Source organism: Rhodococcus sp. SG20037 (assembly GCF_031763325.1).
Lineage (GTDB): Bacteria > Actinomycetota > Actinomycetes > Mycobacteriales > Mycobacteriaceae > Rhodococcus_F > Rhodococcus_F qingshengii.
On the sequence record NZ_CP134497.1, the window covers coordinates 2,365,581 to 2,386,039 of the forward strand.

The following is a 20,459-nucleotide window of genomic DNA, read 5'->3' on the forward strand; positions in this document are numbered from 1 at the left end:
CATGAGGGTGTACGTACCGGCGACGGTCGAGATTTTGCAGCAGTTGGTCGCAGATCAGGAGTTCGACCCTATGAGCCGGACGGCTTTTGCGGTCACCCCGACTCTGCGTGAGTCGTACGCGGCGGGGGACGACGACGAGTTGGCCGAGGTCGCCATGGGTGAGGCTGCGCGTGCGTCGCTGCGACTGATCGCCGGAACCGAGGGTGACGTCACCTTCCGGCGTGCTGTCGTTGCCGCCGACGTCGACGATGCCGATGTGAAGTTACGGCCCGATCTCGACGATTCGGTAGTCCGATTGGCGGGTCCTGTCACGATGGCTCAGGTTGCATCTGTGCATGTCGACCTCGAACAGGCAGAATCGGACATCGAGCGCGCTGCTGGCATAGTCGACGCGGCGGATCTCGGTGACGCCGATGCCGAGTTCACGCTCGGTGACGCGGAGGACCACGAGTTGGCGTGGTACGCCGCGCAGGAGTTGCCGTTCTTGCTCGACCTGCTGTGAATGTGCTTACCGTGAAGTAACCTACGGTACCGTAACCTGATAACCTACGGTACCGTAGGCAGTGGGTTCGGAAGGTGAGAGGTGGAGGTCTGATGGGTCTGAAGGACTGGATCGAGGCACCGGCAGCGTCGGTAGTTCCGGCAGCGCGGTCGAAGCTCAATCTGCTTCGCGGTGCGGCGGCTCGGCTGACCACACCATTGCTTCCCGACGACTATCTTCACCTCGCGAATCCGTTGTGGTCCGCGCGCGAGCTGCGTGGTCAGATCGTCGAAGTCCGGCCCGAGACCACGGACTCGGCGACCATCGTCATCAAGCCGGGTTGGGGATTCGACTTCAACTACCAGCCGGGGCAGTACATCGGCATCGGTCTGCATATCGACGGCCGCTGGCATTGGCGGTCGTACTCACTTACCTCGCCTCCCAACTGGGAGAACAAGCGCATTTCCATCGCGGTCAAGGCCATGCCCGAGGGCTTTCTCTCGAGCCACCTCGTCAGCGGGGCCGTGCCGTCGGGAACCATCGTTCGACTGGCCACGCCTTCGGGCAACTTCGCGTTGCCGGATCCGCCACCGGAGAAGATCCTGTTCATCACCGCCGGCAGTGGCATCACTCCGGTCATGGGCATGTTGCGGACGATGAACCGGCGCGGTCAATTGCCCGACGTCATGCACATCCACTCGGCTCCGACGGAATCCGACGTGATGTTCGCCGACGAACTCACAGCACTGCACGCCGAGCACGAGGACTTCGTGAGCCACGTTCAACTCACGCGCCGTGACGGAAAGTTCAAACTCAGTTCTCTCGACACGGTCTGCCCCGACTGGCGCGAGCGCCACACCTGGGCGTGCGGGCCCCTCCCGTTGCTCGACGAGCTCGAAGACGTCTGGAAGGCGGAAGGCATCGAGGATCGACTCCACATGGAGCGGTTCGCCGTATCGCGCATCGACGCTTCGGCCGACGGTGGCACGGTCACGTTCGAGAAGTCGGGTAAGACGATCACCGTCGACGGTGCGACAACGCTTCTGGAGGCAGGCGAGCAGTCCGGTGCCTTGATGCCGTTCGGTTGCCGCATGGGCATCTGCCAGACATGTGTCGTACCTCTCGTTGCCGGCCACGCGATCGATCTACGCTCGGGGAAACAGCACGCGGAGGGCGAGCGCATCCAGACGTGCATCTCCGCCGCCGCCGGCGACTGTACGCTGGACGCATAGCTTCTAGGCACACGGAGGACCACGGTGGCCATCACCGATATCAAAGAGTTTTCGCACCTCACCGAGGCCGATGTCGAAGCTCTCGGACGTGAACTCGATCAGATTCGACTCGACATCGAAGACTCTCGTGGGATCCGGGACGCCCGCTACATTCGTCGCGTCATTCGCGTCCAGCGGGCGTTGGAGCTCGGCGGGCGTATCGCACTGTTCGGCAGTCGGTACCGACCGGCATGGTTGGTCGGCACGACCCTGCTGAGCCTGTCGAAGATCATCGAGAACATGGAGCTCGGGCATAACGTCATGCACGGGCAATGGGACTGGATGAACGATCCCGAGATTCACTCCGTCTCGTGGGAGTGGGATCAAACCGGTCCTTCCGAGCATTGGAAGCGCGCCCACAACTACCAGCACCACACGTACACCAACGTCGTCGGTATGGACGAGGATCTCGGTTTCGGGATTCTGCGTATGACTCGTGACGAGCCGTGGAAGCCGATCAACCTCTTCCAGCCGATCGCCAACGTGATCTTGGCGGCCACGTTCGAGTGGGGCATCGCGCTGCACGACCTCACGGCGGCAGCCGAGTTGGAGGGCGCGGAAAAGGGGCAGCTGAACTCGCAGGCGAACAAAGACTTCGCGCGCAAGATCTTTCGTCAGGTGGGCAAGGACTTCATCTTGTTCCCGGCGCTGACGGGGCCGGCGTGGAAGTCGACCATGTCGGCCAATGCGACCGCGAACCTCGTGCGCAACCTGTGGGCGTACGTCGTCATCTTCTGTGGCCACTTCCCGGACGGTGCCGAGAAGTTCACGGTTGCCGAATTCGAGCAGGAGACTCGTCACGAGTGGTACCTGCGCCAGATGCTCGGTAGCGCGAACTTCAATTCCGGCAAGCTCATGGGACTCATGAGCGGCAATCTGAGCTACCAGATCGAGCATCACGTGTTTCCCGATCTGCCGAGCAACCGCTATCCCGAAATCGCTGTGAAGATGCGTGCATTGTGCGAGAAGTTCGATCTCCCGTACACCACCGGTTCGCTCTTCAAGCAGTATCTTCTGGCTCTGCGCACCATCCACAAGTTGGCTTTGCCGGACAAGTGGCTGACCGCAACCTCGGACAATGCTCCGGAAACGTCTTCGGAACTGCGGTTCCGCGACTCGGGATTCCGGGACGCAGCCATGGCGATGGTCGAGGACCTTCGTACCGATCCGATCACCGGTAAGCGTCTCGGTTTGTTGACCGCACTCAAGTCACAGGCCCGTTCCCGCATGCCGAAGCGTCGGAAGTGATATAGGTTACATCGGGAAAAACCTAACCTACGGTGCCGTAAGTTACGCTACAGTAGGTGCAGTTGATCTGAACGATTCGAATCGATGATCGTTCTGCACTTACTACTTTGCGCCTAACTCACTGCTAGGAGGCTTTCCATGGCGATTGCAGATGTCAAGGAATACGCACATCTCACGGACGCCGACATCGAAGCGCTCGGCCGCGAACTCGACGCGATTCGTCGCGACATCGAGGAGTCGCGCGGCGAGAAAGATGCGCGATACGTGCGCAACGTCATTCGTCTGCAGCGTTCGCTCGAAATCGGCGGCCGCGCAGTGCTTTTCGCCAGCCGTCGTCGTCCGGCGTGGCTCGCCGGAGTTGGCCTGCTGACGCTCTCGAAGATCATCGAGAACATGGAACTCGGGCACAACGTGATGCACGGGCAGTGGGACTGGATGAACGACCCGGAGATTCACTCCACCTCGTGGGAGTGGGACGTCACCGGCCCGTCTGCGCATTGGAAGCAGACCCACAACTACCTGCATCACAAGTACACCAACGTCCTCGGAATGGACGACGACGTCGGATACGGACTCCTCCGCGTCACCCGCGATCAGCGCTGGAAGCCCTTCAACGCCGGCAACCTGGTCTACAACACGCTGCTCGCGCTGTTCTTCGAGTACGGCATCGCCGCTCAGCACCTCGAGCTCGGCAAGGTGGCCAAGGGCCGCGCCGACAAGGAAGAGACGCAGCGCAAGCTCCGTGAGGTCGGCGAGAAGATCGGCAAGCAGGTCCTGCGCGACTACGTCATCTACCCGGCCATCACCGGCCCGGCGTGGAAGAGCACTTTGTCGGCCAACTTCACCGCCAACACTCTGCGGAACGTGTGGACCAACGCGGTCATCTTCTGCGGCCACTTCCCGGACGGTGCCGAGAAGTTCACCAAGGAAGACATCGACAAGGAAACGCAGGCTCAGTGGTACCTGCGTCAGATGCTCGGCAGCGCCAACATCGAGGGCAGCGCGCTCATGGACTTCATGACGGGCAACCTGAGCTACCAGATCGAGCACCACCTGTTCCCCGATCTGCCCAGCAACCGCTACAAGGACATCGCGGTCACGGTGCGTCAGCTCGCGGACAAGTACGACTTGCCGTACACGACGGGCCCGCTTGCCGTGCAGTACGCCAAGTCCTGGCGCACCATCGCCAAGCTGTCGCTGCCCAACAAGTACCTCAAGGACACCGTCGACAATGCGCCCGAGACGGCGTCGGAGCGGATGTTCGACGGCGAACTGACCTCGACTGTCGATCCCGTGACCGGGCGTCGCAGTGGCCTCAAGAGCGCCATCGCACGTAAGCGCAAGAGCGGAAAGCTGCGCAGCCTCCTCGGCCTGCGCTGATCGTCGACTGCGCTGACCGTGGACAGCAAGCGGTCCGACACCATTCGATGGTGTCGGGCCGCTTTGCTGTTCTCGCCCGGAACGTCGCTCGGGGGCGCTCAGTACTGATCGTTGGACTTGATCGCTTCCAGCAGTTGTCGCACAGCGACGACGCGTCGAGCTGATTTGCCCTCCAGTAGGTCGAGCTTGCATTCGGGATCTGCCGGCGGTCCGAGGTGCGTGCATCCGCGCGGGCAATCCTCGATCGCCGCAGCGAGATCCGAGAACGCCGCCACCACGTTCTCGGGCGAGATGTGCGCCAGACCGAACGAACGGATGCCCGGGGTGTCGATCACCCAGCCGCCACCGGCGAGCGGGAGTGCCACCGATTGCGTCGACGTGTGCCGGCCCTTGCCGACGCCGGATACGATGCCGACCGCTCGATTGGCATCGGGGACAAGGCGATTGACCAATGTCGACTTTCCGACGCCGGAATGTCCGATCAGGGCGGTCAACTTGTGCTCGAGGATCTGCGTCAGTTCGTCCAGGGGATCGTCGCGACCGGCGACGACCACTTGGATGTCGAGGTCGGCGAACGTGCTCGCGAATTCCTCCGGCGGTTCGAGGTCGCTCTTGGTCAGGCAGACGATCGGCGTCAGGCCACCCACGTAGGCGGCGACCAGTGCGCGCTCGACGAAGCCGGTGCGCGGTGGGGGATCGGCGAGTGCCACGACGATGAGAAGCTGCTCCGCGTTCGCGACGACGATGCGTTCGAAGGGATCGGTGTCGTCGGCGGTCCGTCGCAGAACCGTCGAACGCTCGGAGACCCGGACAATGCGCGCCAGGGTGTCGGTTTTGCCCGACAGATCGCCGACTATGTCCACCTGATCGCCGACGACGATGGGGGTTCGGCCAAGTTCGCGGGCGCGCATCGTGACGATCAGCCGGTCGGGATCGCCGCCGAGGACGCAACCCCAACGGCCACGATCCTTCGACACCACCATCCCCGATTCGGCCGAGAGATGTTCGGGCCGAGTCTTCGTACGGGGGCGGGATCCGCGCCCGGGGCGTACCCGGACGTCGGACTCGTCGTACTGCCGCGGACTCAGAAGCTTGCCTTCGGTGTCGCCGGCGAACTCTCGAGCATGTCGATCCACATGTTCTCGAAGCCCGGCAGTGTCTTGGCTGTGGTTCCGACATCGTCGACCTCGACACCGTCGACGACCAGGCCGATGATGGCGCCGGCTGTTGCCATGCGGTGGTCGGCATACGAGAGCCATTGTCCGCCATGGAGTTCCGCGGGAACGATCGTCAGGCCGTCATCGGTTTCGGTGACGGAGCCGCCGAGTTTGTTGATCTCGTCGGCGAGGGCGGCGAGACGGTCTGTCTCGTGCCCGCGCAGGTGCGCGATTCCTCGTAGATGCGAGGTGCCCTCGGCGAGAGCGGCCAGGGCCGCCACGGTGGGGGTCAGCTCTCCCACGTCGTGGAGGTCGATGTCGATGCCGCGCAGTTTCTCCGGGCCGCGGACAGTCAGGACACCATCGGCGAGAGTGACGTCGGCCCCCATCGAGGCGAGGATCCCGCGGATCGCGTCGCCGGGTTGCGTCGTCGACGACGGCCACATCGGGACGCTGACGGTTCCGCCGGTCACTGCGGCAGCGGCCAGGAACGGTGTGGCGTTGGAGAGATCGGGTTCGATCGCCCAGTCCACGGCGCGCACCGGCCCCGGTGCCACACGCCAGGTGTCCGCGTCACCGCCCGTGGCTGGCGTCGTCACGGAAACTCCGGCCTCGCGGAGCATCTCGACGGTCATGTCGATGTGTGGCATGGACGGGACGGGCTTGCCGTCGTGGTGAACGGTGACACCCTCTTCGAACGCAGCAGCCGAGAGCAGGAGACCGGAGACGAACTGCGACGAACCGGATGCATCGATGGTGACCGTCCCGCCGCGTAGGGATCCGGTTCCGGTGACGGTGAACGGGAGTGCGTCACCCTCGATCCGAGCGCCGAGACCGCGCAGTGCTTCCAAGATGGTGCCGAGCGGTCGTGTGCGTGCTTGCTCGTCGCCGTCGAAGTGGACGATGCCGTCGGCCATCGCGGCGAGTGGCGGCAGGAAGCGCATCACGGTGCCGGCCAGGCCGCAGTCGACCTCGCCGCCGCGCAGGGGTCCAGGGGTGATGCGAAGCGTGGTCGCATCACCGGCTTCCGCGACGCCGATGCCGAGGTCACGCAGAGCTGCGATCATCAGGTCGGCGTCACGGCTGCGGAGTGCACCGGTGATCGTGGACGGGCCATCCGCAAGTGCGGCCAGAATCAGAGCTCGATTGGTGATGGACTTGGATCCGGGCAGCGTCACCACTGCATCGACGGGTGCTTGGGCCCTCGGGGCGCTCCACAGACTCAGACTCACATGGTCCATCTTCTCTCATCGGTGGGGGAATGGTCGAAACCGTGCCACCCTGGGTGTCATGTGCGGAAGGTATGCGACCACAGCGGACCCGGCCACCCTGGCGGTGGAACTCGATGCGCTCGACGAGACCGACCACTCGGCGCCCGTCGAAGCCGATTACAACGTGGCCCCCACGACCGAGGTGTTGACCGTCGTCGAACGCCACGATCGGGAGAACCCCGACAGCGATCCGACCAAGAGGATTCGGCGGATGCGGTGGGGATTGGTGCCGTCGTGGACCAAGGAACTGGGCAAAGGTCCGGTCCTGTTCAACGCCCGCGCCGACTCGCTGGCGGAGAAGCCGGCATTTCGGACCGCCTTCAAGTTCAAGCGTTGCCTGGTCCCCATGGACGGGTGGTACGAGTGGCAGACCGAGGCCACCGGCGGGAAAAAGGCAGCGAAGATTCCTTACTACATGCACCCCGACGACGGATCACGGCTGTTCATGGCGGGCGTGTGGTCTGCCTGGCGGGACCCGAGGGTCGAGAACGCGAGCCCCGTCCTGAGCTGCTCGATCGTCACGGTCGACTCTCTCGGTCACCTCGAGCAGGTTCACGACCGCATGCCCCTCGCCCTGCCTCGTGACCGCTGGGAGGCGTGGCTCGATCCCGACAACACCGTCGATTCGGCTCTGCTCGAGCCGGTACCGGACCTCTTCGAGCGGATCGACGTCGATCGAGTCCGGCCGCTGGTCAACAGTGTCAAGAACAACGGGCACGAGTTGATCGAGCCGGACGTCGACCGTGCCGGCGAGCAGATCAGCCTGCTCTAGCAGTCAGCCGAGAGCCCAGGTGACGGTCACTTCGAACGAGACCTGCTGGGTTCCCGGGGCGAGAACCATGTCGGACATCGAGGCGTCGGGAGCGCGCATGGTCTGACCGCCACTCGTGTCGTGTGCCTCGGTGATGGTCACGACGTTTTCGAGCGACGTCCCGGACAGATCCGCGTACTGCTCGGCACGGTTCTTCGCGTCCTCGAAGGCACGGGTGCGAGCGTCGGCCAGAAGCTGAGAGTCGTCGTCGATGGCGAAGGCGACGTTACCGAGCCGTGCCGCGTTTCCGCCCGCCGCGATGCCGGCGTCCAGGACAGAAGAGGCCTTGTCGAGATCGCGGACGACGATTCGTACCGAGTTGGTCGCCCGGTAGCCGGTCACGTTGCCGCCGACGAACGGTCCGCCGCTGGCGTCGTACTGCGGCTGGACGGACAGATCGCTTGTCTGCACGTCCTCGGGGGCAACCCCGGCGGCGACTATCGCGTCGATCATCTGACGGGCCTTGTCATTCGCCTCCGAGACCGCTCCCGATACATCCGGGGCAACCACCTCGATGCCGATGTCGGCATTGAGGATGTCCGGCGCCCCGCGGACCTGCCCTGATCCGACTACCGTGACTTCCTTGGCGGCATTGTCCGAACTCCCGCAGGCCGTCAGCGAGACGGTGAGGGCTGCCGCTGCAGCGGTCAGTGCAAGAGTTTTCAGGTGTGGTCGCATGGTGAGACCGTAGCGACCGGATACTCAGCCCGCCGTGATTTGCGCCGTGACCGCGCCACTGAGCTGCGTGAGGTCCGTCGGAGCCAGCTCGATTTCGAGCCCGCGTCGGCCGGCGCTGCAGAGAATGCGGTCCCAGTCGAGCGCCGACGCATCGATCACTGTCGGCAGTTTCTTGCGCTGGCCGAGCGGTGAGATACCGCCGAAGACGTAGCCGCTCGAGCGCTCGGCTTCGGCGCGATCGGCCATGACGGCTTTGCTCGCACCGAGGGCAGCGGCTGCAGCTTTGAGCGAGAGCTTGTCCGGGACCGGCAGGACCGCGACGGCGAGCTTGCCGGTGTCGAGTTTGACGACCAAGGTCTTGAAGATCTGGGCGGCCTCGACGCCTGTCGACTCTGCCAGTGCAGTGACCGCCTCGTCGCCGAAAGATTCGGCGCGAGGATCGTGGTCGTAGCTGTGGACGCGGTGCGGTGTCTTCGACTTGTCGAGAAGTACGGTCGCAGGGGTCGCTGTTCCGGCCATGTGGAACACCCTATGTGGATCGCCGACAGGTGCATTCGACCAGGCCGGGAACAGAGTCGCTGACTCCCGTGTTGGTACCAGTTGATGAAACTTGTCCCGAGAAGCGAAGGAGCGACCGTGCTGGCTGTGTGTGAGCCACCACCGGCCCGTGGGTCGGATCTTCAGTTGGCGGTAACCTTGATCCCTACGGCTAGTGAAGGGATCAGAGTGCTGGAACACGACCGGCCCAAGGACGAACCGTCAGGGGTAGCTGAACCTATCGACGGCGCAGTGTCCGAAACGCCCGAAACTGCGGATGAGTTGATTGCCCGGTTCGAGCGCGACGCGCTCCCGCTGCTCGACCAGTTGTACGGCGCTGCCCTGCGCATGACGCGGAATCCGGCTGATGCCGAGGATCTCGTGCAGGAGACGTACGTCAAGGCGTACACCGCTTTCCGTTCGTTCCGTGCCGGTACCAACCTGAAAGCCTGGCTGTACCGGATTCTCACGAACACCTACATCAACTCGTACCGCAAGAAGCAGCGCCAACCCGCGCAGTATCCGACGGACGAGATCACCGACTGGCAGTTGGCCGCCACCGCCGAGCACACTTCGACGGGGCTGCGATCGGCCGAGGTGGAGGCGCTCGACGCGTTGCCTGACGACGACATCAAGGCGGCGCTGCAGTCGCTTCCCGAGGAATTCCGTATGGCCGTGTACTACGCCGATGTCGAAGGATTCCCGTACAAGGAGATCGCGGAGATCATGGGCACACCCATCGGAACGGTGATGTCGCGACTGCACCGTGGTCGCAAGCAATTGCGTGGTCTTTTGGCCGATGTCGCAAAAGACCGTGGATTCAATCGGGACGGCGCGGTCGACACAGCCACAGTCGCAGCCACCGAGACGGAAGGTGTCACACGATGAGTGAGCAGGACGAATTCGAAAGGCTCGACTGCTCGGCAGTCATCGCCGACGTCTGGTTGATGCTCGACGGTGAATGCGACGATTCAAGTCGTGCTCGCCTGCAGCGTCATATCGACGATTGTGGATCGTGCCTCGAGGCCTACGGGATCGAAGAGAAGGTCAAGAGCCTGATCAACCGTAAGTGCGGCGGAGACCATGCGCCGGAAAGCCTGCGTCAGAGGCTCACCGTCGAGTTGCGTCGGACCATCGTCATAACGACTACCGAAACCGACAGCTAGCCCGTCAGCGAAGATCTGAGCGGCAGCAGTCGGAAGGCAGTAACGCCGAGGGGCGGGGAAGCAATGCTTCCCCGCCCCTCGGACGTTTTGTTGCGCTACATGTCAGGCGTTTGGACGCTTGCCATGGTTAGCGGCGTTGCCCTTACGGCTGCGCTTCTTACGACCACGCTTACCCATGATTGGTCTCCCTTCTGTTTCTTTCGCGTCATTGTTTCACGCCGATGCCGGTGTGGTTCCATTGGCAGGTCGATCGAGTGATCCGTCGACGTATTTTCGTGGTCAGAGTGCAGTTCCGACAGAAGTGAGGTTCACGATGGCAGAAGACGTGCGCGCCGAGATGGTTTCGACGGTCTACCAGGTCGTCGTGAGCGAGGGAGACGTCGTTGCGGACGGCGACACCCTGGTCATCCTCGAATCCATGAAGATGGAGATTCCCGTCCTGGCCGAGGTTCCGGGAACGGTGACGACGGTGGGCGTCAAGGTCGGCGACGTGATTCAGCAAGGCGATCTGATCGCCGTGATCTCCTAAGCCGGACGATGTCCACTCTCAGCGACCTCCTCGCCGAACACACCGACCTTCCCGGTGCGGCGGTCGACCATCTCCAGCGCGTCGTGGGGGAGTGGCAACTGCTCGCCGACCTCTCCTTTGCCGACGTTCTCTTGTGGGTGGGCACCGAATCGGAGAAGAACCGATCCGAGGGGACGGTCATCTGCGTAGCGCATTGCCGGCCGACAACGGCATCGACGGCTTTTCCGGAGGACGCGGTCGGAACGGTCGTTTCCGAGTCCGAGCACCCGCAGGTTCTTCGCGCTCTCGTGGAGGGCCGCGTCGTGCGCGGGGAAGACGAGACGTGGCGTGAAGGAATGCCGCCGCGTCGGGAAGCCGTTCCGGTGCGTCTGGACGGGCGTGTCATCGCTGTTCTGAGCCGCGACACCAACCTGTCGCACCAGCGAGCGCAGAGTCCGCTCGAACTCGCGTATCTCGATTGCGCCGAAGACCTGTGTCAGATGATCAGCGACGGAACCTTCCCGATCCGAGAATCGCGCTCCGACACGAACTCGAGCCCACGTGCGGGCGACGGCTTCATCCGTCTCGATACCGAAGGCACAGTCGTCTATGCCAGCCCGAATGCGCTCTCGGCCTATCACCGGATGGGTCTGAGTTCGGATCTGGTGGGCCAAGACCTCGCAGCGCTGACCCGTTCGTTGGTCACCGACCCGTTCGAGTCTCAGGAAGCTGCGGGATACATCCGAGATACGTTGGCGGACAAGCCCGGTCGCCGTATGGAGATCGAGGCGCGCGGGGCGACCGTTCTGCTGCGGGCCCTGGTTCTCAAGCCTGGCGGCCGGCATGTCGGTGCTGCGGTCGTCGTCCGCGACGTCACCGAGGTCAAGCGTCGTGATCGCGCTCTCCTGAGCAAGGACGCAACCATCCGCGAGATTCACCATCGAGTGAAGAACAATCTGCAAACCGTCGCGGCGCTTCTGCGTCTACAGGCCAGGCGAACCGGCAACGACGAAGCGCGACAAGCGTTGACAGAGTCGGTGAGGCGCGTGACGTCCATCGCCCTCGTTCACGACACCTTGTCGATGTCGGTGGACGAAGAGGTGGATCTCGACGAGGTGATCGACCGGTTGGTTCCCATGCTCTCCGATGTCGCGGGAGTAGGTGTGCCGGTGACGATTCGGCGTGAGGGCAGTTTCGGAGTGTTCTCCGCCGAGCGCGCCACCCCGCTGGTCATGGTGCTGACGGAGTTGGTGCAGAACGCGATCGAGCACGCTTTCGATCCGGGTGTGACCGGCACGGTCACACTCAGTGCCGAGCGTTCTGCACGCTGGTTGGACGTGATCATCCACGACAACGGGCGCGGCCTGCCGGAGAACTTCGACCTCGAGAAATCCGATCGCCTCGGACTCCAGATCGTGCGGACTTTGCTGGGCGCCGAACTCGGTGGCTCGCTCGGACTGCACCCGGGAAGCGGAGGCGGTACCGACGCGGTTCTGCGTGTGCCGCTCGGTAGACGTTCTGCGCGTTACTGATTCGAGCCGCGTTAGCGATTCGAGCAGACAAAAAGCCCGGCACCATGTGGTGCCGGGCTGTCGTCTTCGACTGTGCAGAGGGGCTGTTCTCCGCCGCGAGTCGAACGTCTCGGTTCTACCTAGACGGAAGTGCGTGCACGGGTACGTGCGTTACGACGCTTGAGTGCGCGACGCTCGTCTTCGCTCATTCCGCCCCAGACGCCTGCATCCTGGCCGGACTCGAGAGCCCACGACAGGCACTCGGCGGTGACGGGGCAGCGGTTGCAGACAACCTTGGCATCAGCGATCTGAGCGAGGGCCGGTCCGCTGTTTCCCACAGGGAAGAACAGTTCGGGATCCTCGTCGCGACAGATTGCGTTGTGGCGCCAGTCCATCTTTTTTCGCTCCTTAATTGGGTGTGTATTCACACCATTTGGTACCAATGAGTTTGTGTGTGCGTCATCAATGTTTCCGCACTGTTACTTGTGAATGCTTTCACGAACTCGCGGTATGTCAATAGGTTTGAACGGGTTCGTGGGCCAACTCACTAATTTGTGACACACCTGACGGCCACCTGGGCGTCACCGGCATTTTACCCGATTTCGACCTTTTGGCACCAGAGTTTTTGCAGGTCAAACGTGTTGCCTGACTCACGTCGTAATCGGTGCGAACACTTCCAGTGCATCCGGGACCGAGGTGAATTCGACCTTTTCACGAAGTCCGATGTAGTCGCCGTCCATCTGGAGTCCGATCGGTCGCGACGATTCGATGGTGATTGTCGGGACGTCGTCGGTGCGTAAGAGGACCTTCGATTTCGGCTCCGCGCCGCGTGCGAGTAGTTGCCGCACAACCCGCAGGGACGGCAGAACTTTGGTGCTCGTCATGGCGAAGATGCCGAGTCCACTGTCGAAGGTCGTTCCCGGATTGGTGTGGACGGGACGCTCTTCCAGATATGTCCACGGGCTCGAGTTCGAGACGAATGCGTAGTGGACTCCGGAGACGGGATCCTGATCGGGAAGGTGGACGGTCAGCGCTGGTTCGGCTCGCTTGGCACGGAAGAACGCCGCGATCGCGGTTCGGACATACCGGGCGGGTGTGGCGGCGTCACCGTTCTTACGGCTGGCGTCGACGGCCTCGCACACATCGGCGTCGAGGCCCATTCCGGCGTTGAACGTGAACCAACGGTTGTCGCAGTGTGCGAGCCCGATTCGGCGCCTGGTCCGTTCGGAGAGGAGGTCGACGAGTTGGTTCGTGGCGTCGATCGGGTCGGCGGCAATACCGAGTGAGCGCGCGAAAACGTTTGCCGAGCCTCCCGGGACGACAGCGATCGTCGGGATCGGACCGACCGGAACCGATTTCATCGACGCGGGATGCGGTGACCCGAGCAGTCCGTTGACCACTTCGTTGACCGTTCCGTCGCCACCGTGGACGATCACCGAGCCGAAGCCGTCTTCGTGGGCTTCGCGCGCCAGTTCGGCAGCATGACCCCGATGTGTGGTGTGCGCCACAGTAAGTCGCACCCGACTCTCGAGGGCGTGTGCCAACAGGTCACGACCGGCAGCGGTGGTGGAGGTGGCATTGGGGTTGACGATCAGCAGTGCGCGCACGGGGCATGAGCCTATCCGGTGTCGTGTTCTAGGCTGGCCTCGTGCCGAATACCGCCAGTCCGAACGCCCTGCCCAAGACAGTCACATGGGCGGGTGCCCTCGTGACGCTTCAAGGGCTGGTTGCCGCCGGGTTCGCGATCGTCGCAGTGATTCGCGGTGCAACCGGCCACGATCAGAGCGTCACCAACGGATACGGATTTGCCGCCTGGGTCGCGATCCTCGGCGGCGCGGTGTTGGCTGCCGGTATCGCTTTGCTGACGGGCCGCCGGTGGGGCCGGGCAATCGCCGTCGTCGCGCAGTTGCTGCTCCTGCCGGTCGCCTGGTCGCTCCTGACCGATTCGCATCAGGTGCCGCTCGGCATCGTTCTGGGTGTCGTCGTTCTCGGCGCTCTGGGCTGCCTGTTCTCGGCTCCGACGTCTCGATGGATGGCAGCGGAGTACGGAGCGTACGCAGACGAGGTGTCGCCGGAAGTGGGACGCCCGGACGAGACCGAAGAGCCGCGGGACAAGTAGGACGGAACGCCTACCCTGCTTCGGTCCTACTCAGCTTCGGCGGCGAGAGCTCCGAGGTGGGTGCCGGTCAGGCGATACGTGGTCCACTCCGTCTTCGCGTCGGCACCGAGTGACTCGTAGAACTTGATCGAGGGGGTGTTCCAGTTGAGCACCGACCAGGACAGCCGGGTGTAGTCGTTGTCGGTGCACTCCTTGGCGAGTGCGGCCAGAAGAGCCTTCCCGTGGCCTGATCCGCGCTGACTGGGCTTGACGTACAGGTCTTCGAGGTAGATGCCGTGAGCGCCGTCCCACGTCGAGAAATTGCGAAACCACAACGCCATGCCGACGACGTCGTCGGCCGAATTCACAGCGACGTGCGCGAAGGCCGTCGCGGCCGGCCCGAACAACGCCTCGCCGATCTGTTCCGCCTTCACGGTGCACTCGTCGAGGGCCTTCTGGTAGTCGGCCAACTCGTAGATCATGTCGGTGATCGGCTGGACGTCTGCGGGCGTGGCGCGTCGGATCATAGGGAGAATCTTAGGCCTCAAGCCTCGACGAGCGGCGGCACGTTGTGATGGACGAGGTGGGTGGCGCCGTGCTCGTAACCGAGAACCGAGTATGCGCCGGGGGACAAGGCGAAACGCTTTCCTTCCGTCACCGGGAGCTCGAGCCAGCGGGCGATGAGTGCGCGTGAGAAGTGGCCGTGCCCGATCAGGATCACGTCGCGTTCGGGTAGTTGCGAACGCACCATCGACAGCACCATGTCGGTCCGGGCGTGGATCTGATCGGCCTGCTCGCCGCCGGGGCACGGGTGGGTCCAGACGGTCCAATCGGGCACCGTTGCGCGGATCTCGGGCGTCGTGAGGCCTTCGTAATCGCCGTAGTCCCATTCGGACAGTGCATCCCAGGTTCGCTCTTCCGGCAGGCCGGCGAGATCACCCGTCAACTGTGCGCGCAGCCGCGGACTCGTCAGAATCATGGGGTTCCGGAGGTCGAGGGTTCGCAAGCGATTTCCGGTCGCGGTTGCCTGCATCTCGCCGAGCGGAGTCAGCGGAACCTCGGTCCGGCCCGTGTGTTTCCCGGTGCGTGCCCACTCGGTTTCACCGTGTCGCATGAGTACGACGCGAGCACCGAGGGGGATCGACGAGGGGGCGGACTGGGACGTCATGTCGACCATCATTGCAGGCTGCCTCGCGTGTGTAGCTCGCCTCCTGGCGCGAAGTGCGCAAGGATCTACGTGTGACGACGGTTCTCGCAGTGGCGAATCAAAAGGGCGGCGTGGCTAAAACCACCACCGTCGCTTCTCTCGGTGCGGCTTTGTCCGCGCTCGGACAACGAGTTCTGGTGGTGGATCTCGACCCGCAGGGCTGCCTGACGTTCTCGCTCGGACACAACCCGGATCGCCTCGAGCGTTCGGTCAACGAGGTCCTGGCGGGTGATCTCGACGCGGTCGACGCCGTGCTGAAGACGGACGACGGTATGGATCTCCTGCCGGCCACGATCGATCTCGCGGGCGCCGAAGCGCTGCTCCTGATGCGACCCGGTCGAGAGTTCGCGCTCAAGCGGGCGCTGTCTCCGCTCCTGGGCTCTTACGACGTCATCATCATCGACTGCCCACCGTCGTTGGGTGTGCTCACACTCAACGGATTGACTGCGGCGCAGTCGGTTCTGGTTCCACTGCAATGCGAAACCCTCGCACACCGCGGCGTCGGACAGCTGCTGCGTACGGTTCGTGAAGTCCAAGCCATCACCAACCCGGATCTTGTTCTGCTCGGCGCACTTCCGACTCTGTACGACGCTCGAACCACGCACAGTCGCGACGTGCTCGCCGATGTCAGCGACCGCTACTCCCTGGCCGTTCTGGCGCCTCCGATCCCACGCACCGTCAAGTTCGCCGAGGCGTCCGCGTCGGGCGCGACGGTCCTCGCCGGACGAAAGAACAAGGGTGCGGATGCCTATCGTGAACTCGCGGACAATCTCGTAAAGCATTGGGCTGGAAACGAAGTCGTGACTTTCGCGCCGGAGCTGGCGATCTGAGGAAGGTGAGCTTCTAGCGCAGCGCGAACAAGGTATCGCCGCGCTGTTCCAGAATCGTCTCGCCCGCACTGGCGAGCACGATCGGTGTCGCCGTCTCACCGCGGTCGACTGCGATCATGCGCTGCACCGCTCCGTCCGACGGACTGACGGCTGCAATGCCGCCCGGAACGGGGATGAGCATCTGACCGGCAACCATGCTTCCGGGTCCGGACGTTCCGTTGACGATCCACGTCGGAGCCAGATCGCTCAGGCGCAGGTTGACGGTCTGCGAGCCGGTCCACCACGTGATCGAAGCCTTGTCGGCCCGGGTGCGGGCGCCTTCGGTCACCGTTCCCTCGATCGGATAGTCGACGATCGGATTGCCGGATCCGTCGAAAATGGTGATGCGAGAAACGGTTCCGTTGGCGGCAGGGAGGTAGACGGCCGTCTTTTCGCCGGCCACGGCAAGCAGGCGGGCGCCCTCGGAGTCGAGGAGAATCGCGGATCCGTACTCTTCGGGTTCCTGGGCGTCCTTGGGTGCGGGATTCATCACCGTCAACCTGTTGGAGGCTTCACCGGGGCAGCGCTCGAGTACCGAGACTCGGTTGGCGCTCGACGCAGCGTCGAGCAGCGTGCATCCGGTGCGGGGTTGCTTGTTGGGGTTGACCTTCGCGTCGACCCGGCCGTACTCGAGGGTTCGGACGAGGTCCGAGCGCCACAGCTCCATTCGCTCACTGCCGCGCGAAATCAGGTAGGTGCCGTCCGCTGAAAGGCTGACCGCGGAATCGGCGTCGCTGTTGCGCTGGTCCTTTCGGGCGCCGGTGTCGGCGACCAGCGACGTGACCTGAGAGCAACCGCGATCGTCCTGATAGACGCTGACGACGCGATCCCACGAACCGATCGCGCCGCACAGCGGAATGTTGCGCGCGTATCGCCACACTTCTTCGCCCGTTGCCGGATCGCGGCCGATCACCTCGGAGCCGTCGGCGGTGACGACGGCATTTCCGACGGTGATCGGTGCCGTCGAGTCGGCACTGGGAGATTCCCACGTCTGCTTCAGGATGTCGGGTAACAACACCGACGTCGACAGAGGTGGGAGTGGAGATTCAGCGGTGACCGAGGTGGTTCCGCGCGCATCACTGCGCAACCACACAACGGTCACCGCCACGATTACGGCCAGCGCGATTGCCAGCGCACCGATCACATCTGAGCGAGTACGCCTTTCGGGAGCCAGCACATCGGCAGCTTACTCTGCGGCGCCTGCCGTCGCGGAAGCCGCGGGGCGACGACGCCGACGGCGACGCGGCTTGGCCGCTCCGTCTTCGTCCGAGTTCTCGGCAGCGGTTGCCGCGGGTGCCGAAGGGGGAGCTGTGGTGGCGCCGGCGGTGGTGGACGTCGCGGCGTCGGTCGAAGCGCCGGCGCGGGTGCGGCGACGGGTCCGGTTGCGGCGGGGAGCGGCCTTCTCTTCGTTGCCGTCCGAGTCGGTCGACTTCGGCGCGTCTGCTTTGTCCGTTGCTGCTTTGTCCGTTGCTGCCTTCTCAGGGGCGGCCTTGGCCTTGCGAACAGTGCCCTTGGCATCGGCCGGAATGGACAACTCTTCGTAGAGGTGCGGCGAGCTGGAGTAGGTCTCGACCGGGTCGGGGATTCCGAGGCTCAGTGCCTTGTCGATGAGCTGCCAGCGAGGGATGTCGTCCCAGTCGACCAGCGTGACGGCGATGCCGGTGCGTCCGGCGCGGCCGGTACGACCGATGCGGTGGACGTAGGTCTTCTCGTCCTCGGGGCACTGGTAGTTGATGACGTGGGTGACGTCGTCGATGTCGATACCGCGGGCAGCGACGTCGGTGGCGACCAGAACGTCGACCTTGCCGTTACGGAAGCCCTTCAGCGCCTTTTCACGGGCGATCTGGCCGAGGTCACCGTGGACGGCACCGACGGAGAAGCCGCGCTCGGCGAGATCGTCGGCCACCTTCTGGGCTGTGCGCTTGGTGCGGGTGAAGATCATCGTCGCGCCGCGGCCTTCGGCCTGCAGGACGCGGGCGACCATCTCGGCTTTGTCGAGCGCGTGTGCACGGTAGATGTGCTGGCTGGTGCGATCGTGCACCGCGGAGGATTCGGCCTCTTCGGCGCGGATGTGCGTCGGCTGCGTCAGGAAGGTGCGAGCCAGGGTGATGATCGGGCCGGGCATCGTCGCGGAGAAGAGCATCGTCTGACGCTTGTCGGGGACCATGCCCATGAGGCGTTCGATGTCGGGGAGGAATCCCAGGTCGAGCATTTCGTCGGCCTCGTCGAGGACGAGAACGCCCACCTTGCCCAGGATCAGGTGCGACTGGTTGGCGAGGTCGAGCAGGCGACCCGGGGTGCCGACGACAACGTCGACGCCCTTCTGGAGTGCCGAGATCTGCGCCTCGTACGGACGGCCGCCGTAGATGGGCAGAACCTGGAGACCGCGGTCGCCGACCCGGAGGTACTTGCTGGCGTTCTCGAGGTCGCGGGCAACCTGGATGCACAGCTCGCGGGTGGGAACGATGATCAGAGCGCGGGGCGTGCCGTCGAGAACAGCTGTGCCGTTCTCGGCGGTGACGATGCGATGCAGGAGCGGGACGCCGAAACCGAAGGTCTTGCCCATTCCGGTGCGGGCCTGACCGATGAGGTCGTCACCGGCGAGAGCCAACGGAAGGGTGAGTTCCTGGATGGCGAAGGTGCGCTCGATGCCGATCTCGTTCAGTGCGCGGACGATTTCGTCGCGGACACCGAGTTCGGCGAAGCTCGGGGGTACATGGGTGTCGTCGAGCTGGACGGAAACGGTGTTCTCGGTTGCTTCGTCTTCGTGGTCGACAGTGATCTTGCTCAGGGGACTAGCCTTTCCTCGTGGCGGTACGCACGCACAAGGTAAGGGGCCAGGCCGTAAGTCGGCCGATGTCGATGCCCTCTTTTTCTTCGGTCATGCCTACGCCTCAGCACTGAATTCCACTCGGACGAATTCGAACCGTCCGGAGATCTCGGCGAAGCGGGCGACAACCGTCGATGCAGGTGCGCGCACATTATCGGTGGGGTTCGTGTGAATACAGCCGTCCCGGCTAACCAATTGGCCCGGGGGAACTGGCGAACTCCCAAGACCATTGTAGCTGCACGTTGTCCGTCCCTCGCGGTGACATGTCGAAGATCACCGAATCGGACATGCGGTCCTTGCCGGTCGCGTCGGCCGTCGAAGCACTACAGTTCGTAGTCATGGGCGCACACGATCTTGATGCTTCGACGGACGCTGGAACCGGAGGCCGAGTCGCTTCCGATCACCCTGGCGTGATCGATTTGTTTGCCGTTCTCGCGTATGGCGAGATTTCGGCGTTCTACCGCTTGGCGGAGGACGCACAAATGGCACCGGACCTGCGAGGCAAGGTGGCGTTCGCCAGCATGGCCGCCGCCGAGATGGACCACTTCGAGACTCTGGAAACGGCGTTGACGGAACGTGGCCACGAGATCTTCGCCGTCATGGACCCGTTCGTTCGAGCTCTCGACAACTACCACGCGTCGACGACACCGTCGACGTGGCTGGAATCGCTCGTGAAGGCGTACGTCGGCGACGGAATCGCTGCCGACTTCTATCGCGAGATCGGGCACTCCCTCCCGGCGGATGTCGCGGAAATCGTCGAGGACGTGCTGTCCCAGACGGGCCACTCGGAGTTCGTGGTGCTCGAGGTGAAGGCAGCAGTGGAGGCCAGTACTCGCGCCAAGGACCGGTTGATGCTGTGGGGACGCCGTCTTCTGGGCGAAGCAATCACGCAGGCACAGTTCGTGCTGGCGCAGCGTGAAGATCTCACCGATCTGGTGATCTCCGCCTCCGGCGACCTCAACGGAGTTGTCGCGTTGTTCGACGGCATGCAGGCGAAGCATGCTGAGCGGATGGCGATTCTCGGACTCGTCTAGGTGCCTGTTCGCTCTGGGCACAGCGTGCAGAGGAGCGTGGGCGGTCGTTGCTGCATTAGCCTTGCGTCGACAACGGATGTAATTCACGAACAGTTCGGAGGTTGACCGTGGAGGTCAAGATCGGTGTAATCGACAGCCCGCGTGAGCTCATCGTCAACAGCGAACAGACCCCTGACGAGGTCGAGACACTGGTCGCGGCTGTCCTCGGTGGCCGCGAGCCGGTTCTGGCTCTCGTCGACGACAAGGGCCGCAAGTTCCTGGTGCAGGCTTCTCGTGTGGCGTACGTGGAGATCGGTCCGTCCGATATCCGCAAGGTCGGATTCGCGCCTACCGTCTGACGCGTAGCTGTAACAGCAGAATGGGCGGGCAGTCGTGAGACTGCCCGCCCATTCTCGTTCGGGT

General features: G+C 63.7%; 24 protein-coding genes. 13 read left to right on the forward strand and 11 right to left on the reverse strand.

The genetic code is table 11. The features are described from left to right. Position 1 precedes the first annotated feature (1 nt). The 4 genes from RHP72_RS10955 to RHP72_RS10970 all read left to right on the forward strand — a co-directional run bounded on the left by RHP72_RS10955 (position 2) and on the right by RHP72_RS10970 (position 4,380). Positions 2-502 carry a DUF6912 family protein gene (locus RHP72_RS10955; RefSeq protein ID WP_030535010.1) on the forward strand — a complete coding sequence of 167 codons (501 nt, stop codon included), beginning with the start codon at positions 2-4 and terminating at the stop codon, positions 500-502. A gap of 92 nt (positions 503-594) precedes the next feature. Continuing rightward, positions 595-1,713: a ferredoxin reductase gene (locus RHP72_RS10960; RefSeq protein WP_003940928.1), complete on the forward strand. Its 1,119-nt coding sequence runs from the start codon at positions 595-597 to the stop codon at positions 1,711-1,713. Between the two features lie 24 nt (positions 1,714-1,737). After that, positions 1,738-3,000, forward strand: a complete 1,263-nt coding sequence (locus RHP72_RS10965; protein ID WP_003940901.1) for an acyl-CoA desaturase — start codon at positions 1,738-1,740, stop codon at positions 2,998-3,000. Between the two features lie 138 nt (positions 3,001-3,138). Further along, a complete protein-coding gene (locus RHP72_RS10970) occupies positions 3,139-4,380 on the forward strand; it encodes a fatty acid desaturase (protein ID WP_003940700.1) in 1,242 nt (413 codons plus the stop codon). Between the two features lie 98 nt (positions 4,381-4,478). Here RHP72_RS10970 and rsgA read toward each other — a convergent pair whose 3' ends face one another. Together rsgA and aroA are read right to left on the reverse strand one after the other, a co-directional pair. Then, entirely contained in the window at positions 4,479-5,516 is a 1,038-nt protein-coding gene (gene rsgA, locus RHP72_RS10975; protein ID WP_007731200.1) for a ribosome small subunit-dependent GTPase A, read from the reverse strand. Beyond that, positions 5,465-6,778 (reverse strand): 3-phosphoshikimate 1-carboxyvinyltransferase, encoded by a 1,314-nt coding sequence (gene aroA / locus RHP72_RS10980; protein ID WP_311094678.1) that lies wholly within the window; start codon positions 6,776-6,778, stop codon positions 5,465-5,467. Before aroA ends, rsgA begins: the two co-directional genes overlap by 52 nt. A gap of 49 nt (positions 6,779-6,827) precedes the next feature. On the opposite strand from aroA, the gene RHP72_RS10985 reads away from it, so the two are divergent. Next, positions 6,828-7,580, forward strand: coding sequence for an SOS response-associated peptidase (locus RHP72_RS10985; RefSeq protein ID WP_020969226.1), 753 nt, complete (start codon positions 6,828-6,830; stop codon positions 7,578-7,580). Positions 7,581-7,583: 3 nt separating this feature from the next. Here the strand turns inward: RHP72_RS10985 and RHP72_RS10990 are convergent, their stop codons facing one another. Both RHP72_RS10990 and ybaK read right to left on the reverse strand, forming a co-directional pair. Then, positions 7,584-8,297, reverse strand: coding sequence for an SIMPL domain-containing protein (locus RHP72_RS10990; RefSeq protein WP_021332569.1), 714 nt, complete (start codon positions 8,295-8,297; stop codon positions 7,584-7,586). 24 nt (positions 8,298-8,321) lie between these two features. Further along, entirely contained in the window at positions 8,322-8,816 is a 495-nt protein-coding gene (gene ybaK, locus RHP72_RS10995) for a Cys-tRNA(Pro) deacylase (protein WP_047271686.1), read from the reverse strand. A 207-nt stretch (positions 8,817-9,023) separates the two neighbouring features. On the opposite strand from ybaK, the gene RHP72_RS11000 reads away from it, so the two are divergent. Then, positions 9,024-9,722 (forward strand): sigma-70 family RNA polymerase sigma factor, encoded by a 699-nt coding sequence (locus RHP72_RS11000; protein ID WP_042922166.1) that lies wholly within the window; start codon positions 9,024-9,026, stop codon positions 9,720-9,722. Continuing rightward, positions 9,719-10,000 carry a mycothiol system anti-sigma-R factor gene (gene rsrA, locus RHP72_RS11005; RefSeq protein WP_003940722.1) on the forward strand — a complete coding sequence of 94 codons (282 nt, stop codon included), beginning with the start codon at positions 9,719-9,721 and terminating at the stop codon, positions 9,998-10,000. The genes RHP72_RS11000 and rsrA overlap by 4 nt, the downstream gene beginning before the upstream one ends. Positions 10,001-10,102: 102 nt before the next feature. Here the strand turns inward: rsrA and RHP72_RS29410 are convergent, their stop codons facing one another. Continuing rightward, positions 10,103-10,177, reverse strand: coding sequence for a 50S ribosomal protein bL37 (locus RHP72_RS29410; protein ID WP_022597109.1), 75 nt, complete (start codon positions 10,175-10,177; stop codon positions 10,103-10,105). Positions 10,178-10,313: 136 nt separating this feature from the next. On the opposite strand from RHP72_RS29410, the gene RHP72_RS11010 reads away from it, so the two are divergent. Both RHP72_RS11010 and RHP72_RS11015 read left to right on the forward strand, forming a co-directional pair. After that, complete coding sequence (locus RHP72_RS11010) at positions 10,314-10,529, forward strand: biotin/lipoyl-binding carrier protein (protein ID WP_007731208.1); 216 nt, start codon at positions 10,314-10,316, stop codon at positions 10,527-10,529. 8 nt (positions 10,530-10,537) lie between these two features. After that, positions 10,538-12,040 carry a sensor histidine kinase gene (locus RHP72_RS11015; protein WP_003940890.1) on the forward strand — a complete coding sequence of 501 codons (1,503 nt, stop codon included), beginning with the start codon at positions 10,538-10,540 and terminating at the stop codon, positions 12,038-12,040. Between the two features lie 119 nt (positions 12,041-12,159). Here the strand turns inward: RHP72_RS11015 and RHP72_RS11020 are convergent, their stop codons facing one another. Continuing rightward, the gene (locus RHP72_RS11020) at positions 12,160-12,414 is read right to left on the reverse strand and encodes a WhiB family transcriptional regulator (RefSeq protein ID WP_003940950.1); all 255 of its coding nucleotides are present in this window, start codon (positions 12,412-12,414) and stop codon (positions 12,160-12,162) included. 255 nt (positions 12,415-12,669) lie between these two features. After that, the gene (locus tag RHP72_RS11025) at positions 12,670-13,626 is read right to left on the reverse strand and encodes a diacylglycerol kinase family protein (protein WP_007731209.1); all 957 of its coding nucleotides are present in this window, start codon (positions 13,624-13,626) and stop codon (positions 12,670-12,672) included. A gap of 41 nt (positions 13,627-13,667) precedes the next feature. Here RHP72_RS11025 and RHP72_RS11030 point away from each other — a divergent pair, with 41 nt between their 5' ends. Beyond that, on the forward strand, positions 13,668-14,138 hold the full coding sequence (locus RHP72_RS11030) for a hypothetical protein (RefSeq protein ID WP_311094679.1): 471 nt from the start codon (positions 13,668-13,670) through the stop codon (positions 14,136-14,138). Between the two features lie 26 nt (positions 14,139-14,164). Here the strand turns inward: RHP72_RS11030 and RHP72_RS11035 are convergent, their stop codons facing one another. Together RHP72_RS11035 and RHP72_RS11040 are read right to left on the reverse strand one after the other, a co-directional pair. Then, positions 14,165-14,644 carry a GNAT family N-acetyltransferase gene (locus tag RHP72_RS11035; protein WP_003940724.1) on the reverse strand — a complete coding sequence of 160 codons (480 nt, stop codon included), beginning with the start codon at positions 14,642-14,644 and terminating at the stop codon, positions 14,165-14,167. 17 nt (positions 14,645-14,661) lie between these two features. Beyond that, positions 14,662-15,285: an acid phosphatase gene (locus RHP72_RS11040; protein ID WP_080552758.1), complete on the reverse strand. Its 624-nt coding sequence runs from the start codon at positions 15,283-15,285 to the stop codon at positions 14,662-14,664. Between the two features lie 71 nt (positions 15,286-15,356). On the opposite strand from RHP72_RS11040, the gene RHP72_RS11045 reads away from it, so the two are divergent. Next, positions 15,357-16,154, forward strand: a complete 798-nt coding sequence (locus tag RHP72_RS11045) for a ParA family protein (RefSeq protein WP_030535000.1) — start codon at positions 15,357-15,359, stop codon at positions 16,152-16,154. A 13-nt stretch (positions 16,155-16,167) separates the two neighbouring features. On the opposite strand, the gene RHP72_RS11050 is transcribed toward RHP72_RS11045, so the two are convergent. Together RHP72_RS11050 and RHP72_RS11055 are read right to left on the reverse strand one after the other, a co-directional pair. Then, the gene (locus RHP72_RS11050) at positions 16,168-17,370 is read right to left on the reverse strand and encodes a hypothetical protein (RefSeq protein WP_311094680.1); all 1,203 of its coding nucleotides are present in this window, start codon (positions 17,368-17,370) and stop codon (positions 16,168-16,170) included. A 9-nt stretch (positions 17,371-17,379) separates the two neighbouring features. Further along, positions 17,380-18,984, reverse strand: coding sequence for a DEAD/DEAH box helicase (locus tag RHP72_RS11055; protein ID WP_030534998.1), 1,605 nt, complete (start codon positions 18,982-18,984; stop codon positions 17,380-17,382). Between the two features lie 377 nt (positions 18,985-19,361). Here RHP72_RS11055 and RHP72_RS11060 point away from each other — a divergent pair, with 377 nt between their 5' ends. Both RHP72_RS11060 and RHP72_RS11065 read left to right on the forward strand, forming a co-directional pair. Next, a complete protein-coding gene (locus tag RHP72_RS11060) occupies positions 19,362-20,057 on the forward strand; it encodes a ferritin-like fold-containing protein (protein ID WP_029255047.1) in 696 nt (231 codons plus the stop codon). Between the two features lie 107 nt (positions 20,058-20,164). Next, positions 20,165-20,395, forward strand: coding sequence for a DUF3107 domain-containing protein (locus tag RHP72_RS11065; RefSeq protein WP_003942312.1), 231 nt, complete (start codon positions 20,165-20,167; stop codon positions 20,393-20,395). The last annotated feature ends 64 nt before the right edge of the window (positions 20,396-20,459 follow it).

Excerpts from the sequence above, each read along its gene's own strand:
- RHP72_RS10955 (WP_030535010.1), top strand. The coding sequence starts at position 2 with ATGAGGGTGTACGTACCGGCGACGGTCGAGATTTTGCAGCAGTTGGTC.
- RHP72_RS11035 (WP_003940724.1), bottom strand. The coding sequence starts at position 14,644 with ATGATCCGACGCGCCACGCCCGCAGACGTCCAGCCGATCACCGACATG.
- RHP72_RS10960 (WP_003940928.1), top strand. The coding sequence starts at position 595 with ATGGGTCTGAAGGACTGGATCGAGGCACCGGCAGCGTCGGTAGTTCCG.
- RHP72_RS11020 (WP_003940950.1), bottom strand. The coding sequence starts at position 12,414 with ATGGACTGGCGCCACAACGCAATCTGTCGCGACGAGGATCCCGAACTG.
- RHP72_RS11015 (WP_003940890.1), top strand. The coding sequence starts at position 10,538 with ATGTCCACTCTCAGCGACCTCCTCGCCGAACACACCGACCTTCCCGGT.
- aroA (WP_311094678.1), bottom strand. The coding sequence starts at position 6,778 with ATGGACCATGTGAGTCTGAGTCTGTGGAGCGCCCCGAGGGCCCAAGCA.
- RHP72_RS11040 (WP_080552758.1), bottom strand. The coding sequence starts at position 15,285 with ATGACGTCCCAGTCCGCCCCCTCGTCGATCCCCCTCGGTGCTCGCGTC.
- RHP72_RS10985 (WP_020969226.1), top strand. The coding sequence starts at position 6,828 with ATGTGCGGAAGGTATGCGACCACAGCGGACCCGGCCACCCTGGCGGTG.
- RHP72_RS11010 (WP_007731208.1), top strand. The coding sequence starts at position 10,314 with ATGGCAGAAGACGTGCGCGCCGAGATGGTTTCGACGGTCTACCAGGTC.
- RHP72_RS10990 (WP_021332569.1), bottom strand. The coding sequence starts at position 8,297 with ATGCGACCACACCTGAAAACTCTTGCACTGACCGCTGCAGCGGCAGCC.
- RHP72_RS11060 (WP_029255047.1), top strand. The coding sequence starts at position 19,362 with ATGGGCGCACACGATCTTGATGCTTCGACGGACGCTGGAACCGGAGGC.
- rsrA (WP_003940722.1), top strand. The coding sequence starts at position 9,719 with ATGAGTGAGCAGGACGAATTCGAAAGGCTCGACTGCTCGGCAGTCATC.
- ybaK (WP_047271686.1), bottom strand. The coding sequence starts at position 8,816 with ATGGCCGGAACAGCGACCCCTGCGACCGTACTTCTCGACAAGTCGAAG.
- RHP72_RS10970 (WP_003940700.1), top strand. The coding sequence starts at position 3,139 with ATGGCGATTGCAGATGTCAAGGAATACGCACATCTCACGGACGCCGAC.